General features: G+C 44.2%; 15 protein-coding genes. 8 read left to right on the forward strand and 7 right to left on the reverse strand.

Annotated elements, in window-relative coordinates; genetic code table 11:
* Positions 1-41: 41 nt before the first annotated feature.
* Positions 42-686, reverse strand: a complete 645-nt coding sequence (gene bluB, locus CW749_RS00645; RefSeq protein WP_101109950.1) for a 5,6-dimethylbenzimidazole synthase — start codon at positions 684-686, stop codon at positions 42-44.
* Between the two features lie 410 nt (positions 687-1,096).
* On the opposite strand from bluB, the gene CW749_RS00650 reads away from it, so the two are divergent.
* Together CW749_RS00650 and CW749_RS00655 are read left to right on the forward strand one after the other, a co-directional pair.
* Positions 1,097-2,002, forward strand: a complete 906-nt coding sequence (locus tag CW749_RS00650) for a DMT family transporter (RefSeq protein WP_101109951.1) — start codon at positions 1,097-1,099, stop codon at positions 2,000-2,002.
* A gap of 208 nt (positions 2,003-2,210) precedes the next feature.
* A complete protein-coding gene (locus tag CW749_RS00655) occupies positions 2,211-3,056 on the forward strand; it encodes a pirin family protein (protein ID WP_101109952.1) in 846 nt (281 codons plus the stop codon).
* Between the two features lie 241 nt (positions 3,057-3,297).
* Here the strand turns inward: CW749_RS00655 and ugpC are convergent, their stop codons facing one another.
* The 5 genes from ugpC to CW749_RS00680 form a co-directional block, all read right to left on the reverse strand.
* A complete protein-coding gene (ugpC, locus tag CW749_RS00660) occupies positions 3,298-4,401 on the reverse strand; it encodes a sn-glycerol-3-phosphate ABC transporter ATP-binding protein UgpC (protein WP_101109953.1) in 1,104 nt (367 codons plus the stop codon).
* 98 nt (positions 4,402-4,499) lie between these two features.
* Positions 4,500-5,234 carry an N-acetylmannosamine-6-phosphate 2-epimerase gene (locus CW749_RS00665; protein WP_101109954.1) on the reverse strand — a complete coding sequence of 245 codons (735 nt, stop codon included), beginning with the start codon at positions 5,232-5,234 and terminating at the stop codon, positions 4,500-4,502.
* Between the two features lie 4 nt (positions 5,235-5,238).
* Complete coding sequence (locus CW749_RS00670) at positions 5,239-6,054, reverse strand: carbohydrate ABC transporter permease (RefSeq protein WP_101109955.1); 816 nt, start codon at positions 6,052-6,054, stop codon at positions 5,239-5,241.
* Positions 6,054-6,932: a sugar ABC transporter permease gene (locus tag CW749_RS00675; RefSeq protein ID WP_101109956.1), complete on the reverse strand. Its 879-nt coding sequence runs from the start codon at positions 6,930-6,932 to the stop codon at positions 6,054-6,056. The genes CW749_RS00670 and CW749_RS00675 overlap by 1 nt, the downstream gene beginning before the upstream one ends.
* A gap of 68 nt (positions 6,933-7,000) precedes the next feature.
* Positions 7,001-8,317, reverse strand: a complete 1,317-nt coding sequence (locus CW749_RS00680; RefSeq protein ID WP_101109957.1) for an extracellular solute-binding protein — start codon at positions 8,315-8,317, stop codon at positions 7,001-7,003.
* A 264-nt stretch (positions 8,318-8,581) separates the two neighbouring features.
* Between CW749_RS00680 and CW749_RS00685 the strand changes: the two genes are divergently transcribed.
* From CW749_RS00685 to CW749_RS00710, 6 genes are all read left to right on the forward strand, one after another.
* The gene (locus CW749_RS00685) at positions 8,582-9,292 is read left to right on the forward strand and encodes a GntR family transcriptional regulator (RefSeq protein ID WP_101109958.1); all 711 of its coding nucleotides are present in this window, start codon (positions 8,582-8,584) and stop codon (positions 9,290-9,292) included.
* Between the two features lie 159 nt (positions 9,293-9,451).
* The gene (locus tag CW749_RS00690; protein WP_101109959.1) at positions 9,452-10,111 is read left to right on the forward strand and encodes an HAD family phosphatase; all 660 of its coding nucleotides are present in this window, start codon (positions 9,452-9,454) and stop codon (positions 10,109-10,111) included.
* A 3-nt stretch (positions 10,112-10,114) separates the two neighbouring features.
* Positions 10,115-10,531, forward strand: coding sequence for a hypothetical protein (locus CW749_RS00695; protein ID WP_101109960.1), 417 nt, complete (start codon positions 10,115-10,117; stop codon positions 10,529-10,531).
* A 343-nt stretch (positions 10,532-10,874) separates the two neighbouring features.
* The gene (locus tag CW749_RS00700) at positions 10,875-12,089 is read left to right on the forward strand and encodes an HD-GYP domain-containing protein (protein ID WP_101109961.1); all 1,215 of its coding nucleotides are present in this window, start codon (positions 10,875-10,877) and stop codon (positions 12,087-12,089) included.
* Between the two features lie 208 nt (positions 12,090-12,297).
* Positions 12,298-13,041 (forward strand): hypothetical protein, encoded by a 744-nt coding sequence (locus CW749_RS00705; protein ID WP_101109962.1) that lies wholly within the window; start codon positions 12,298-12,300, stop codon positions 13,039-13,041.
* Between the two features lie 230 nt (positions 13,042-13,271).
* Positions 13,272-14,189 carry a M14 family metallocarboxypeptidase gene (locus CW749_RS00710; RefSeq protein ID WP_101109963.1) on the forward strand — a complete coding sequence of 306 codons (918 nt, stop codon included), beginning with the start codon at positions 13,272-13,274 and terminating at the stop codon, positions 14,187-14,189.
* Positions 14,190-14,263: 74 nt separating this feature from the next.
* Here CW749_RS00710 and CW749_RS00715 read toward each other — a convergent pair whose 3' ends face one another.
* Positions 14,264-14,551, reverse strand: a complete 288-nt coding sequence (locus CW749_RS00715; RefSeq protein ID WP_101109964.1) for a GNAT family N-acetyltransferase — start codon at positions 14,549-14,551, stop codon at positions 14,264-14,266.
* Between the last annotated feature and the right edge of the window lie 32 nt (positions 14,552-14,583).

Genomic DNA, 14,583 nt, shown 5'->3' on the forward strand with positions numbered 1-14,583 from the left:
GTTTCATTACATTAAAAGCTCAAAAACTTCCTTAGCTAAAACTAGCGTTTGAAATGATCGCGATGGATCACAGAATCCAAACTACTTCTAGGCAGCCAACCTGCGGTTTCTAGTTCTGGTTTACTTTTAAACTTATCAACATAGCCGATACACAAATACGCGACTATGGCTTTTCTTTCAGGAATGCGGAGTGTTTCCCTTAACGCGTCATCATTGAGGATACTCACCCACCCAACTCCTAGATTTTCCGCTCGCGCAGCCAACCAAAGATTCTGAACAGCACATACCGTGCTATACAGATCCATTTCTGGTTTAACCGTTCTACCAATCACAGTTGGCCCGTTTCGTTCTCTATCACACGTTACGCATATCCCCATTGGCGCTTCCATGATTCCTTCTAACTTGAAGGATTTATACTGCGACTGCTTATCTTTAGAAAATTGCTCTGCTGAGAGTGCGTTCGCTGCTTCAAAATCGCGTTTTATCGCCGATTTAATTTCCGGATCGGTAACCAATACAAAGTCCCATGGCTGTGAAAAGCCGACACTAGGAGCATGATGCGCGGCGGTAAGCACACGCATAAGCACCTCTTCAGGAATGGTATCTGGTTTAAAATCACTGCGAACGTCCCGGCGGCAAAAAATGGTTTTGTAAACGGCTTCCCGCTCTTCTTTAGTTATATTCATCGGTAATTACCTGTGTTTTATTTATCTACCCAAGCGACCTCAAGATCCTTGAGTACTACCCATTTGGGTATTACGCAATCAGCTCAATAACTTAATTGCGGATTTATAGTAACGAGAAAAAAAGGCGACGTCAGTGGCCTTTGTTTGATCTTTACTGTGCAACAAGTTAATTACCTTGCATAAAACACTTGCCATCATGGATGGGCTTCGGTAGGTTAAAAAGTGACTAACTATTAAGGTCTATTACCCATGAACCCTTGCACTCTATCACTCTGGCTCCTTTCACTAATGCCAATCAGTCGGTAGAGTTTTCTATGTCTGGCTGTGAGTGAAGCAGCCGGAATCAAGTGCCATTTCTCACAGCCCAACGTTCTTACATTAGGGAACGCTTTTACACTAGGGAAAGAGAAATGAGCACCACAGCAACATCAGAACCATCCATACAGTATCGACAAGGCATTATGTTTGCTTTGGCGGGCACCGCTATGTTTTCGATTAAGCCAGTCTTAATCAAGCTCGCTTATGATTTTGGTGGCGATGCCACGTCTATTATGAGCCTGAGAGCACTGAGTTCGCTCCCTTTGTATCTGGTTATTCTTTTCTGGCTGTGTCGCAACCAATCATCTCGACAATCTCTTAAAAAATTTGGTTGGCAAGCCGCGCTGATCGGTGTGCTTGGCTACTACTTCGCTGCCCTGCTCGACATCCTTGCTCTGGAATACATTTCAGCGCAACTGGAGCGATTGGTGATTTTCCTATTTCCCTCATTTGTTGTCGCGATCAGCTGGATATTCATGAAGGAGAAACCCAAGCCGCAAACACTCACCGCGATTTTTTTGGGTTACGTCGGTGTTGCATTTATCGTAACTCACGATATGCAGCACATGGGCGACAAAGTGTGGTTGGGCAGTTTGATGGCGGCGGGTTCAGCACTGATTTTTGCAATCTACTTGATTCTAAGCAAAAAGCTCATCAGCAATATGGGTAGCCAACTGTTCAACAGTGTCGGTATGGCAAGCGCTGGTGTGGCGATTATGGGTCAGCACTTTTATCAAGATGTGGCACTGTCCGAACTCAGCTCAGAACTGGTTATTCTTGGTATTGCCATTGGAGTGTTCTGCACCGTTGTACCTTCCTATTTTATGGCGGCAGCTATGGCTCGCTTAACCCCTTCAATCTTGAGCGTCACCAGCAACATCGGTCCTTCCATTACTGCCCTATTTGCCATCACGCTGCTCGACGAAGCCTTTACGATTTATCATGCGATAGGCATGGGTTTAGTGGTTTTCTCGGTATGGCGGATCAACAGAAAATAAGGCGCAGAAGCAGGTAATAAAAAGTAGAAAACAGGGAAATCGGAACTAACAAACAAGGCAATAAAAAATAAGCACTGCGATTTTTGAATGACAAGCCCCTCCTTGTCATTCAAATTTTTCGAACAACTCTCTCAAAGTCTTCCTATCATCTTGATGATGTCGGCACCTTATACTGGCAGCATTAATCGCAGTTCATATGAGGTGAAATATGTCCACCAGAGAAATTCGTCAGATCATTTCTTCAAAGGCAACATCCGATGGAGATGGAGTAAAAATTCGCCGTGTAGCTGGGTTCAACAATCAGGCGTTCTCGCCGTTTTTGATGGTTGATGAATTAAAGTCCGACGACAAAAAAGACTACGTTGGCGGCTTCCCACCGCATCCGCATAGAGGCATTGAAACACTCACGTATATGATGGAAGGTCATTTCCAGCATAGAGATCACATGGGAAACGTCGGTGAGTTAAAAAGCGGTGGAGCACAGTGGATGGCCGCCGGCAGAGGCGTGATACACAGCGAAATGCCCATTATGGAAGACGGCAATTTGCATGGTTTCCAAATTTGGATAAACCAACCATCGAAAGACAAAATGAAACCCGCTCAGTATTTCGACTTCCAATCCGAAATGGTGACAGAGTTTGACACGGAGAACGGTAGCCTGATTCGGTTACTTGCTGGTGATTTGGTCGTAGATGGCGAAGCTTTACAAGGACCGCTCAGTAAGACCGGTGTACCAGCAACTGTAGCCGATTGGCGCGCCCCACAGCACGCTTCAGTCACGTTGGCTACGCCTGCTGAATTTAACATGATGGTTTATGCTTACAAAGGAGACGTAACCGTTGGTGATCGTCTTGTTAAACAAGGTGACATGGCATTATTGTCTGCCGGAGAAACCGTGGAAATTCGTTCGCAAGGGCAAACAGGAACGTTAATTTTTGCTGGGCAGCCTATTGATGAGCCCATTGTTCACTACGGACCTTTTGTTATGAATTCGATGGAAGAAATCGAGCAAACCATCCGGGATTATCAGTCGGGGCTTTTTGATACCTACTAAGGCTTCTGTACCGGCTAATGCTTTGCGTATGAGAGCTATGTGTATAAGAGCTATGTGTATAAGAGCTATGTGTATAAGAGCTATGTATATAAAGAACCATGTGTACGAGAACCATGTGCATAAGAGCCATGTACATAAAAGAGTCTCGTAAAAAAGCATTGGTAGGGTTCGTCTAAATATGACCGTGTCTCTTGAGATTTTTTGGCTCTAGAGACACGTATACCCAAGCAACCTTTACTCACTAGGTTTCGATTCTCAATTCAGTCGCTTTATCGAAGAATACCGCTTTACTGATATCCAATACCGCAGAAAATGCTTCGCCCATTTTCAGGTCAGCTTCCGCAGGGCAGCGCGCAATAATTTCCATCTCGTTTATCTTTGACGTAACCAGCACATCAGGTCCGGTTGGTTCTAACACTTCTGCGCTTAGCGACAACGCATTAACAACGCTAGGTTCGACCGCTTGAATGTCCTCTGGTCGCACGCCCATGATAAGTGTTTCACCATCATACTTTCGAAGCCCAACAGGTAGCTGGATATGATTATTGCTGCCTTGCGCTCCGTTAAGCTGACATAAGGGGTTATCAGACGAATCAAGTTCTACCGTTACCTCAATAAAATTCATCGAGGGTGAACCCATAAATCCGGCCACAAACAGATTGTTAGGCTGCTTATAGATTTCCTTAGGTGTGCCAAGCTGCTGCACTTCGCCGTCTTTCATCACCGCAATGCGATCAGCCAGCGTCATGGCTTCAATTTGGTCATGTGTTACATAAACAATGGTGGTTTGCAGCTGCTGGTGTAAGCGCTTAATTTGCGTACGCATATCCACTCGAAGTTTGGCGTCTAGGTTTGATAAGGGTTCGTCGAACAGGTAGAGCTTGGGTTTACGTGCAAGTGCTCGCCCCATCGCCACTCTCTGACGCTGACCACCGGATAAATGCGCAGGTTTGCGATCCAATAAATGGTCGATTTGCAGCATATCGGCAACACGACGAACTTCAGCTTCTATTCGGCTTTTTTCCCATTTCCGGATTTTCAGCCCGAAAGCAATATTGTCGAACACGGTCATATTTGGATAAAGCGCGTAAGACTGGAAGACCATGGCAATGTCTCGATCTTTTGGCTCGACTGCGCTCACTTCCTGTTCATCAATAAAAATTTCGCCGGAGCTAATGGATTCTAGTCCTGCAATCGTATTCATCAAGGTTGACTTTCCGCAGCCAGAAGGACCAACCAGAATAAGAAACTCTCCTGATTCTATAGCGATATTGATCCCCTTAAGCGTTTCTTGCTCTGCATTGGGGTACGTTTTTCTTATTTGCTGCAATCGAAGTGATGACATCGTGTTTTCCTTTTACTTCTTTTTATTGGCTGCTCGTTCTATTGGAGACCATATTGTTGGGCTGGTTAATTTTTTGGTTGCTTAAAGAGTCTCGCAGCTCAACCCTTTATCGAGTTGGCTTGCTGGTTGTTTGTCCTCTGTTCATACCCTGATCGAGCATGATCAACAAACCATTCTGTCACCAACTCTGGTCGGGTAATGGCTGTGCCAACAGTGCAACTCCACGCGCCTGCTTTTAATGCATTTTCGACGGCTTTCGGCGAGTTGTAGCGCCCTTCAGCCATCACTCTGAATCCTTGCTCAACCCACTTCTCCACAAGGGAAATGTCGGGGTCATTTGGAACACTATCTGTGGTGTATCCAGACAATGTGGAACCGATTAAGTCGCATCCTAATTCCGCGGCCATTACGCCTTCTTCAAACGTTGAACAATCCGCCATTACGCACTTCCCTTGCGATTGAACAATCGTGACAAGCTCCGCAAACGGGACCGGTCGCTTCCGTATCGTCGCATCTATCGCAATAATGTCTGCACCTGCGTTGATTAAGCCGAGCACATCTTCCTCAATGGCCGTAATTCTTACTGGGTACTGTTCAAAATCGCGCTTAACAATCCCGATGATTGGCACCTCAACATTAGGGCGTACGAATGCAAGGCGATTCACCCCTTCAATCCGTAACCCATTCGCACCACTTAAGATCGCCGTTTTTGCGTAAGCAAGTACGATGTCATCGCGATCCATAGGGCTATCTTCAACTGGCTGACAAGAGACGACCAACCCACCGCGCAGCGCATTAATTACAGGTACTGCTTCACTATGATCCTTTTTCATACTGTTATCCTTTCACTGCACCGCCCATAACGGACTGACCAATTTGCCTATAAATCAAAAGCCCCAATAAAGTCGGAGGTAACGTGCCAATCACCATTACGGCTGCGGCTACTCCCCATTGGACGCCACCGCCCCCAGCTGCAAAGAAGAACGAAGCCCCAACCGTTAATGGCACGGCATCCTTGGTTGTCAGCATTAATCCAAACAGAAACTCATTCCATGCTGTAATGAAACCGAAAATTAACGTAGTCGCTAGCACAGGTTTGGACATTGGAATGGCGACACTCTTTAAGAAGGTAAATGGGCTTGCACCATCCACTAAAGAGGCTTTATCGAGTTCGGCTGGAATGTCGTGAATGGCGTTTATCGACATCATGAGCGCCAAAGGCAAGTTCACAATCGCCAGTATCAAACCCAATCCCAATTTGCTATCGAGTAAGTGCAAAGGTTGATACATCATATAAAGAGGAATCGCGAAAATAATAAGGGGGACCGCTCTCAGATTAATGACGGCCGGCATAAGAATGCGTGTACCGTAGCCCTTTCGCACCATGACGTAAGCGGCTGGAAAACAAAACAGCAACGGCAATACCGCCCCTATTGTTGCAACCACAACGCTATTCATTAAGTAAGCGATAACATCGAAACGATCGGAAATGGCAAACACTTGAACGTAGTTTTCCATTGTCCAGTTTTCCACCCACAAGCTGGCATTACTTGCGATTTCCGCGTTTGATTTAAACGACGTCAGCAAAGTGACAAGCACGGGGAAATTCATCAACAACGCTGCGACAATAAATATAATCCAACGACCTATCATTACTGCGCTCCTTTTTTCTTCGAAGAGAAGTAATTGAGTGCAAAGAGCACCGCAAAAGTCACAAACAATAGCAACATGGAAGCCGCCACCGCTTTACCAATATTGCCTTGCTTAAAGAACGCGAGATAAACGTATATAGAAAGGCTGGTGGTCGAGCCCCCCGCGCCACTGCCCGTTAACACATAAACGTTGTCAAACACTCGAAATCCATCAATAAACCGAACAAACAGTGCGGTAAATAACGCGAGCTTCATAAAGGGCAATTCGATGTTCCAAAACAATTTCAGACCATGGGCACCATCCAATGTGGCTGCCTTACGAACATCTTCAGGTATGGCTTGATAGGCGACATGAAACAGAAGAACGGCAAAAGGCGTCCATTGCAGGATCTCGATGGTCATTAATGTGTAAATGGCATTGTTTGCATCTAAGAATGCAGGGCTATCGCCAAACCATTCCCACAAGTAAAACGGAACAGGACCAACAAACTCATGCAACACAAGGCGATACATCAACCCGACCAAAGCGGGCGCTGCCATCATTGGCATCATAAGTATTGCCATCAACCAAGGGTGCTTTTTCAGCAATGGGGCTAAATACACCGCAAGGAACAATCCCAAACTGCATTCAATCAGTGCGGTAACAAAACCAAATTTGAATGAAAAATGGGTTGCCTTCCAAAACAGCGGGTCGTTAACAACATCAACAAAATTCTTAAAACCTTGTAATTCGGGGGAACGAAGGTTTTCAAATGTGACTCTCGACACGCTGTATACGAGGTCGGCAACCAAAGGAAATCCCAGAAATAAAATCAGGAACAACACCAAAGGCAACGTAAACAGTCGGCTTTGTTTATCGTGATTAGGGGCTTGAAGCATACTATCCACTCTTATTCTGGGAGGCAGTACAGCATCACCTGCCTCCGATTATTCGCTACTTGCGTACGCTACTTAAGCAGCTCTTTCATGGCTTTTTCGGTATTATCTAAGGCTTGATCCAAGCTCTGTTGATCAGCCCAATACCCAGTAAACTCCCTTGCTTGCACTTCATAGACCGTCAGCGCATTGCCAGATGTACCGCCATTCATTACGAAGCCGTAACTGCCCGCGTATTCACCCAATGTTTTCAGATCCGGTCTTTGCGCAACGATGTCGTCAACAACGTTTTCTTTCAGCGCAGGGTTACCGCCAGCCATTGCATAGGCTTTGGCTGCTTCTGCCGTCGCAAGCCAATTCAAGAACTTAAGTGCTCCAGGTTTGTTGGTGGATGCTTTGTTCAAACCAAAACCAAGGCCATGAACATGAGTGAATCGACCATTTGGTCCTTTGGGTGGTGGTGCAATACCTACTTTTCCTGCAATGGCTGGGTTTTTACTGGCGTCGGTTAAGTCGCCTGCCGCAGCATTCCACTGGAGCATTGTCGCTGCTTGGCCTGCACCAAACGCAGCGTTGGCTTCTGCATATTCATAAGAGAGTGAATCTTTTGGAGACGTGCCTGCATCGTAAAGGTCTCGGTATCGCTCAAGCGCACTGCGATATCCCGCAGAATTCACCACCACGTTCCCGTCTGCATCTAACCAATTGCCGCCATACGCTTTGGCCGCCGAATGCCAAACCATCATGTTGAACAATAAGTTTTTCATTTGTAAAACCGTACCGTAGCGAACGGGGCTCTGAGAATTCTGTCTTTTGGCAAAAAACTGCGCCGTCACTTTATAGTCGTCCCATGTCCAATCTTGCGGCGCAACTGGGTCCATTTCTTTACCGAACTCTTCTTTAGCAAGTGCACGGTATTTTTTCTTCCAACTTTCATTCGAAAGCAATATGTCAATTAAATCGGAACGGTAGTACATGAAATGAAGTGACAGGTCAGTAGGAACACCATATTGCTTACCTTCGTATTGCATGGTGGCAAGTACTTTATCGTCATACGCTTCGTTTGTGGTTAGCGTAATCGGTTCCATATATGGTGAGTAGCGACCAAGTGAATAAGTCGCAGTAAGATTAATATCAAACTCTGTGGTTCCAGCAGCAAGATCGGATTGCAACTTATCCCAGAACCCTTCGCGGTTGAAAAATAACGCTTCAACTTTGTCATTTTCACTCACGCTGCTCTGCGCGTTATACATTTCAATGGCTTTTCTTAACGCCGTTTCCTCTGGGCCACCAGGCCATCCAAGCACCGTGACTGTTGCTGAAGCCTGACTGGCAAACATTACAGCCAGAGAAAGTGTGGCGATTTTCATTACTGATTTACGAATCATGTCCATTCTCCCTTTCGTCCATAACCCTAATTGTAGGTTGCATATTGAGCTTCACTGTAAGCATTCTGCTCAATACTTCACCTATAGAATTAGATCACATGGTCTATTCTTACAATCCCTTCACATCTCTTTAGTGTTTCACTATTGATACAAAAATCACTTTAATTAGTATTTTCACGAAATAATAACGATTGATGGGTTGAGACATGAGCTAACGTTCATTAGGATGGCGTTATTGGTCTATACCGATTTAAGGGAATATTGATGACAAAGAGAGCGAATGTTAAAAACGAGCTCATGAAGTTTATTGCGGATAGTTCGCCGGGTATGCGGCTGCCTTCCGAGCGTGAACTCAGCAAGCGATTCGATGTGGCAAGGGAGACGTTAAGGCGCTGCTTACTCGAATTGGAAGCTGAGGGGCGGATCGTAAGAAAGCTTGGTGCTGGAAATTTCGTAGCAGATCGACCAGAAACAAAACAGCTATCACTGCGTTCGTTCTCGGAAGAGATGTTGGCAAAAGGGCTAAAACCATCCAGCCGAATCATTTCCACTGAAACGATTTCTGCCGGTGCAAAAATAAGCCAAATGCTTAACGTTTCACCTTCAGAGCTGGTCTATAAAGTGGTACGAATTCGTTACGCGAATGAGCTACCGATGGCGATGGAAACCGTCTACCTTCCATGCCAACTTTTGCCTAAATTCGACCCAGAACGGCTTACGTCCGAATCGCTCTACACTATTTTGGAACGCGACTACCAGTTGTCCCTAAATCAAGCTGATCAGTTTATTGAAGCAACGGTCGTCGAGCCTAAAGAAGCCGCTCTACTCAATGTTGCCCCTTATAGTGCTGGCTTATTGATAGAACGTAAAATGATGGCCGCCAATAACACCCCTATTGAATTTTGTAAAACTCTTTACCGAGCCGACAAATACAAGTTTGAAGTACAAATTAGAAGACCCGCTCATAACATCTGAATTCAGGGGGATGTTAACGCTGGTATTTATTGCTCTATACCAAGTGTTAAAGGTGTGGAAAGGGTCATCAACACCCTATGGTGATAGGCCACTTTTTTCTGCGGTTTTGTAATAATCTGTGTCACAATGTGATTTCAATCCCAACTAACTCAATCATATATGAATTATCAAGCAGCAATCTTCGATATGGACGGGCTCCTTCTCGATACGGAACGTGTGTGTATGTCCATTTTTAAACAGGCATGCGATACATTGGATATTCCGTTTCTGGACGATGTTTATCCTTCGATCATCGGGCGAAATTCAGCGGGTATTGAACAAACTTTACGTGCAGCTTATGACCAATATATCGAATATTCCAAGTTGCATGGTGAATGGAAAAAACACTACGACGATATTGTCATGCATCAAGCTATCCCAGTCAAAGAAGGGGTGTTCGACCTTTTGGAGTGGTTTCAAAGCAAAAATATTAAGTTGGCCGTTGCAACATCAACAGGTAAAGAAGTCGCAAGAGTCAAACTGCGTTTGGCTGGTCTAGATACATACTTCGAAAACGTAACTACAGGCTGTGAAGTAACAAATGGTAAGCCCGATCCAGAGATTTACTTATTAGCAGCAAATCGAATTGCGGTTGATCCGAAGCACTGCCTCGCATTTGAAGATTCCAATAACGGTGTACGATCTGCTGTTGGAGCAAACATGAGTACCTTCCAAATTCCTGATTTAGTGCAGCCGTGTTCAGAAATAAGAGCCATGGGGCATCATGTTATGCCTTCATTGAGCGATGTTTTAATACATCTCAAAGCATTGAGTAAGTAAACAATGCGTGCACTAAAAATTGGGCTTTCTTTGGTAGCCTTGGTCATTGGTCTAATCTCTGCGTGGATTTTTCTTCCACCGACAAACCGGTTAGACAAACAAGTTGTGAATCAACCGCTTCAACAACCTTTTTCTTTTGTTGGGTATAAAGTTATATCAAGTGACCCTTCTATCGATCCTATTTACCACTACTATATTGTTGGTGGTGAGTTCGTTGTTGAAGGTGAAAAACTCAATGACACACCCCCCTTCTTAATCACTGCCGATCCTTTTGTTAAATTGAAGGCATTTGATGAAAGCACAATACATATTTCAGTGACTGGAAAAATAGAGCTCTATAACAACGATCTTTGGATTCAAAAAAGTGATGGGAAAGTTCATCACTGGTACATAAATATGCACTCAAAATACATTAGATAAACATTATTTAAACAGCAAAGTCATATGAACCCACGTAAAACATGTGACTTTTCTACCGCTTATATTAATGCTTATAACAACAGTAAGTTTCCACTACATTGTTTCATTTTTATTAATCAGCTCATCACATATATGAGAAACAAGATATAGATCTCAATAAAGATTTGTTTTTTTGTAATGGCTCTCTCCAAAATTGCGAGAGATCACCTAAACTTGACTGTGTGCCGAGCATGGAATCTCGGGATTCAGAACAATTTCAACTAAGCCGTATTAGGACTACAAAAATACTGATAGCAAAGCATGTATTTTCCTTAATTTAGCGGCGATTATTGGTTATCTATTGATGCAATACAAACCTGAAAATTCTATAAAGATCGCAATTGAACATCTAAATATAGGGATGTTTGTAACGGGAATTGAGCAAAGTGAGCGCGTAAATCTCTCTAATGCTGGCCGTGTATCAACTCAAAAAGCCATTGCTCAACTTGTGGACAGTGGTGTTCGTTTTGCTTGGGTGGATGAAAAATTGTCCGCTAGCAATTGTGTTTTCAAACCCGTTGCCAATACAAACAGTTCAGACGAAAAGAAAGCCTCTAGCGAAGCTGCGCCAGCACGCTCAAAGAAAATGCCCAGCCGCGAGATCAGACAAAACAAAGCGAAAAAACTGATCGCCGAAGCCAAAGGTTTAGCGCAGAAATTGCTGACGGAGACATTTGAAGGAAACAGTTTCGAGGTTGATGCGCTCGAAGAATGGGCTGATGATGTCATTGAAACCGTGCTAATTGATTCCGATGCTATTAAATGTGTTTCCGCCCTGCGAAACAAAGACACTTACTTGCTCGAACATTCGGTTAATGTCGCATGTTTACTGGTAACGTTTGGCAAATCCTTGGGCATGGACAAAACGATGCTTCGTGATATGGCGATTGGCGGAATCATTCACGATGTGGGCAAAATCAAAGTGGATGATAAAGTTCTCCACAAGCCAGCCAGATTAACGCCTGAAGAATTTGAGCATATGAAGCTTCATCAAGTCTATGCAGGTGAGATCATCGATAATGTCGAGGGGCTAAACCAAGTCAGCAGAGATGTTTGCTTAATGCACCATGAAAAACTTGATGGCAATGGTTACCCAAATGGTTTGAAAGGCGACGAGATTCCTATTCACGGTAGAATGAGTTGTATTGTTGACATCTATGATGCCCTTACTGCACATCGCTGTTATAAGGCCGGCATGAGTTCAGCCGAAGCGTTTAAGATACTGCTGAGCCTAACCCCTTTCCACCTCGATCAGGAATTGGTATACAAATTCATCAACTGTATTGGTGTCTACCCAGTTGGGTCGTTAGTGGAATTGAGCGATGGTCGAGTAGGCATAACTTGGACTTCGAACAGCCAACAACCTCTTAAACCGGTGGTGAAATGCTTCTATTCTCGTAAATTTAAGCGCTTTACCGATGTCACATTTGTTGATCTTAAGAATGGTAACATTAAAATTGAAAGCGCTATCTCGCCCAAAGACATAGAAGTCGACCCCGCACCATTTTACGATGTTTAGATCGTGTCTATCTCCTCATAACAGGCAGTACCATTACTGCCTGCTTCATCAATATTCAAGCAAGCTAAAGACAAGTCATTCGTTTGAATAGTTTGGATACAAAAACCATTGTTTATAATCCTGACAAAGGCTTACACCACGCTGATAGTTTCTCACCTTGTGATCTGTTAAAAAAACATTGTCCTTTTATCACACGAAGATAATCATCATGAAACCGCTATGCCACTTGATCCCCTTGCGCATTCTGAATCCTCTGCGCGTTCTAAAACCAAAGCCACAGCGCTTACGCACTATTATTCTTGCTTCACTTTTTGGGTTGTCCAACTTTGCATACGCTGAATTACCCCCCAAGGAATACGCATCAACCTGTACGCCAGAATTATTGGAAGAAGTTGGTATGAGTAATTTGGATGCCACGATATTTCGCGTTATGGAGTCGGGCTCAACAGCCGAAATAACGGGCGTAATATGTGATGGAACACTGTTGGCTGCACAAGAAATGTTGGACGACCACCCCAACCTCAATAAACTGATCTTTTTAGACGTTGGTGGTTCGGTAGACGATGTAACCAACTTGAAGCTCGCAACACTGATTCACTCGTTAAAGTTACATACGCACGTTTCTGGAACGTTAAATCAAAAAGACGATGAAGGAAACGTTATGCGAGGTGGTGTCGCCTCTGGTGGAACGGATCTGTTTTTAGCAGGTACAACTCGAACCGCAGACAAAAACGCTTATATTGGTGTTCATAGTTGGGCTTCTGGTGACTATCAGGGAAATGAGTTACCGAAAACTCACCGTGACCATCAACCCTATATTCAATTTTACAAGCTCATTGAGCTTCCTAAACCGGAAGAGTTTTATTTCTTCACTCTAGAATCGGCTGATGCAGATAATATGCATTATATGAGCCGTAAAGAGCTGAATACCTTTCAAATAGTCACTCAATAGGCTTTCTGGCTTTCTAAGAAAGATTGCTTTTCCAGTCATTCCCTAACAAAGACGCCCAATGGTATTGCTCCAATATCGTTGGGCGTCTTTGTTAGTAGAGCCGATCTATATACCCACCACCCAACTATCTCAATATTTAGGATTCAGAGTTTACTGAACCTAGTATCTTGAGGTGGCTGCAGTATACTTGTTGCCTTACAAATGGATCGTAATAAACGTGTAGGTGAACAATGAAAAGTGGCTACCAATACCCTATTGGCACTCAAGGAACAGCTTGGGGAGAAGAAGAAAAAAAAGCATGGCTAGATTCAGTTTCAATAAAGCGCAGCTACAAAAGTGACGTCGTCACTAAAATTGATGCGCTACGTAATCAGTACGATGTATTCCAATATGGTGCACTTAGCTATAGCCCAGAGCAATTCCCACTATACGCGGTAAAAAGTAAAACTTGGGATGCTAGCCGCAAGACCATTTTGGTCACTGGTGGTGTGCATGGCTATGAAACAAGCGGTGTTCATGGTGCACTTAAGTTCCTAGCGCTACTCGGCAATGAATATGAAAAGCACTTTAATATTGTTGTTGCTCCTTGTGTCAGCCCATGGGGTTACGAAACCATAAACCGTTGGAATCCAAACGCAGTGGATCCTAATCGCTCCTTTTACAAAGATTCTCCTGCAGAGGAATCGGCAAACCTAATGTCGATGGTGGAATCACTTGGTGTCGACATCTATGCCCATATTGATTTGCATGAAACCACAGACACAGACGAATCAGAGTTTCGTCCCGCGCTTGCCGCACGCGACGGCTTAGACTACATAGAGGACCTGGTTCCAGATGGCTTTTACTTGGTTGGAGATACAGAAAATCCAAACGAAGATTTTCAAACTGCCATCATTCAAGCGGTCGAAAAAGTCACTCATATTGCTCCACCAGACGATAATGGAAACATTATCGGCTCGCCCGTCGTGCAGCATGGTGTGATCAATTACCCAACCAGTAAACTCGGGTTGTGCAGCGGCTTTACTGGTTGTGAATACGGCACCACAACGGAAGTGTACCCCGACAGCCCGAAAGTGACAGACGAAGAATGTAACGATGCGCAAGTCGCTTCAATTAAGGGCGGATTGGATTACTTACTCAATTCTTAGAGCTATCGAAAACAAAAAAGGATGGGATCCCATCCTTTTTTATTGTTCGTATTTTCAAAGAAAAACGGATTAGTTTACTCAGCCAGTAAATGATGCCAGTTTTCATGTTTGTTGACATAGTGCCTAACGTAACTGCATTCCGGCACTATTTTCACATTTAACTTTTCAATTTCCAGCAACGCTGCCTCCATCATCACAGCGCCTTTACCCTGACCTCTCAACGACTCAGGGACAGAGGAATGATCAACAAAAAAGACGTCTCCCTCTTGGCGATAGGTTACTTTCGCCCAACTCTCAGGGGCGACTTCAATTCGAAATTCTTTGGCTTGAATATCGTGGATCACTGCAATATCGTCGTTCACTTACGTTATCTCTATGTTAGATTCGATGATGT

This window comes from Vibrio sp. vnigr-6D03, assembly GCF_002835515.1.
GTDB classification, from domain to species: domain Bacteria; phylum Pseudomonadota; class Gammaproteobacteria; order Enterobacterales; family Vibrionaceae; genus Vibrio; species Vibrio penaeicida.

What these genes read in the sequence shown, in the direction of transcription:
- CW749_RS00675 (WP_101109956.1), bottom strand. Translation starts at nt 6,932, where the DNA reads ATGCTTCAAGCCCCTAATCACGATAAACAAAGCCGACTGTTTACGTTG.
- CW749_RS00655 (WP_101109952.1), top strand. Translation starts at nt 2,211, where the DNA reads ATGTCCACCAGAGAAATTCGTCAGATCATTTCTTCAAAGGCAACATCC.
- CW749_RS00700 (WP_101109961.1), top strand. Translation starts at nt 10,875, where the DNA reads ATGCAATACAAACCTGAAAATTCTATAAAGATCGCAATTGAACATCTA.
- bluB (WP_101109950.1), bottom strand. Translation starts at nt 686, where the DNA reads ATGAATATAACTAAAGAAGAGCGGGAAGCCGTTTACAAAACCATTTTT.
- CW749_RS00705 (WP_101109962.1), top strand. Translation starts at nt 12,298, where the DNA reads ATGAAACCGCTATGCCACTTGATCCCCTTGCGCATTCTGAATCCTCTG.
- CW749_RS00710 (WP_101109963.1), top strand. Translation starts at nt 13,272, where the DNA reads ATGAAAAGTGGCTACCAATACCCTATTGGCACTCAAGGAACAGCTTGG.
- ugpC (WP_101109953.1), bottom strand. Translation starts at nt 4,401, where the DNA reads ATGTCATCACTTCGATTGCAGCAAATAAGAAAAACGTACCCCAATGCA.
- CW749_RS00695 (WP_101109960.1), top strand. Translation starts at nt 10,115, where the DNA reads ATGCGTGCACTAAAAATTGGGCTTTCTTTGGTAGCCTTGGTCATTGGT.
- CW749_RS00650 (WP_101109951.1), top strand. Translation starts at nt 1,097, where the DNA reads ATGAGCACCACAGCAACATCAGAACCATCCATACAGTATCGACAAGGC.
- CW749_RS00685 (WP_101109958.1), top strand. Translation starts at nt 8,582, where the DNA reads ATGACAAAGAGAGCGAATGTTAAAAACGAGCTCATGAAGTTTATTGCG.
- CW749_RS00665 (WP_101109954.1), bottom strand. Translation starts at nt 5,234, where the DNA reads ATGAAAAAGGATCATAGTGAAGCAGTACCTGTAATTAATGCGCTGCGC.
- CW749_RS00680 (WP_101109957.1), bottom strand. Translation starts at nt 8,317, where the DNA reads ATGATTCGTAAATCAGTAATGAAAATCGCCACACTTTCTCTGGCTGTA.
- CW749_RS00690 (WP_101109959.1), top strand. Translation starts at nt 9,452, where the DNA reads ATGAATTATCAAGCAGCAATCTTCGATATGGACGGGCTCCTTCTCGAT.
- CW749_RS00670 (WP_101109955.1), bottom strand. Translation starts at nt 6,054, where the DNA reads ATGATAGGTCGTTGGATTATATTTATTGTCGCAGCGTTGTTGATGAAT.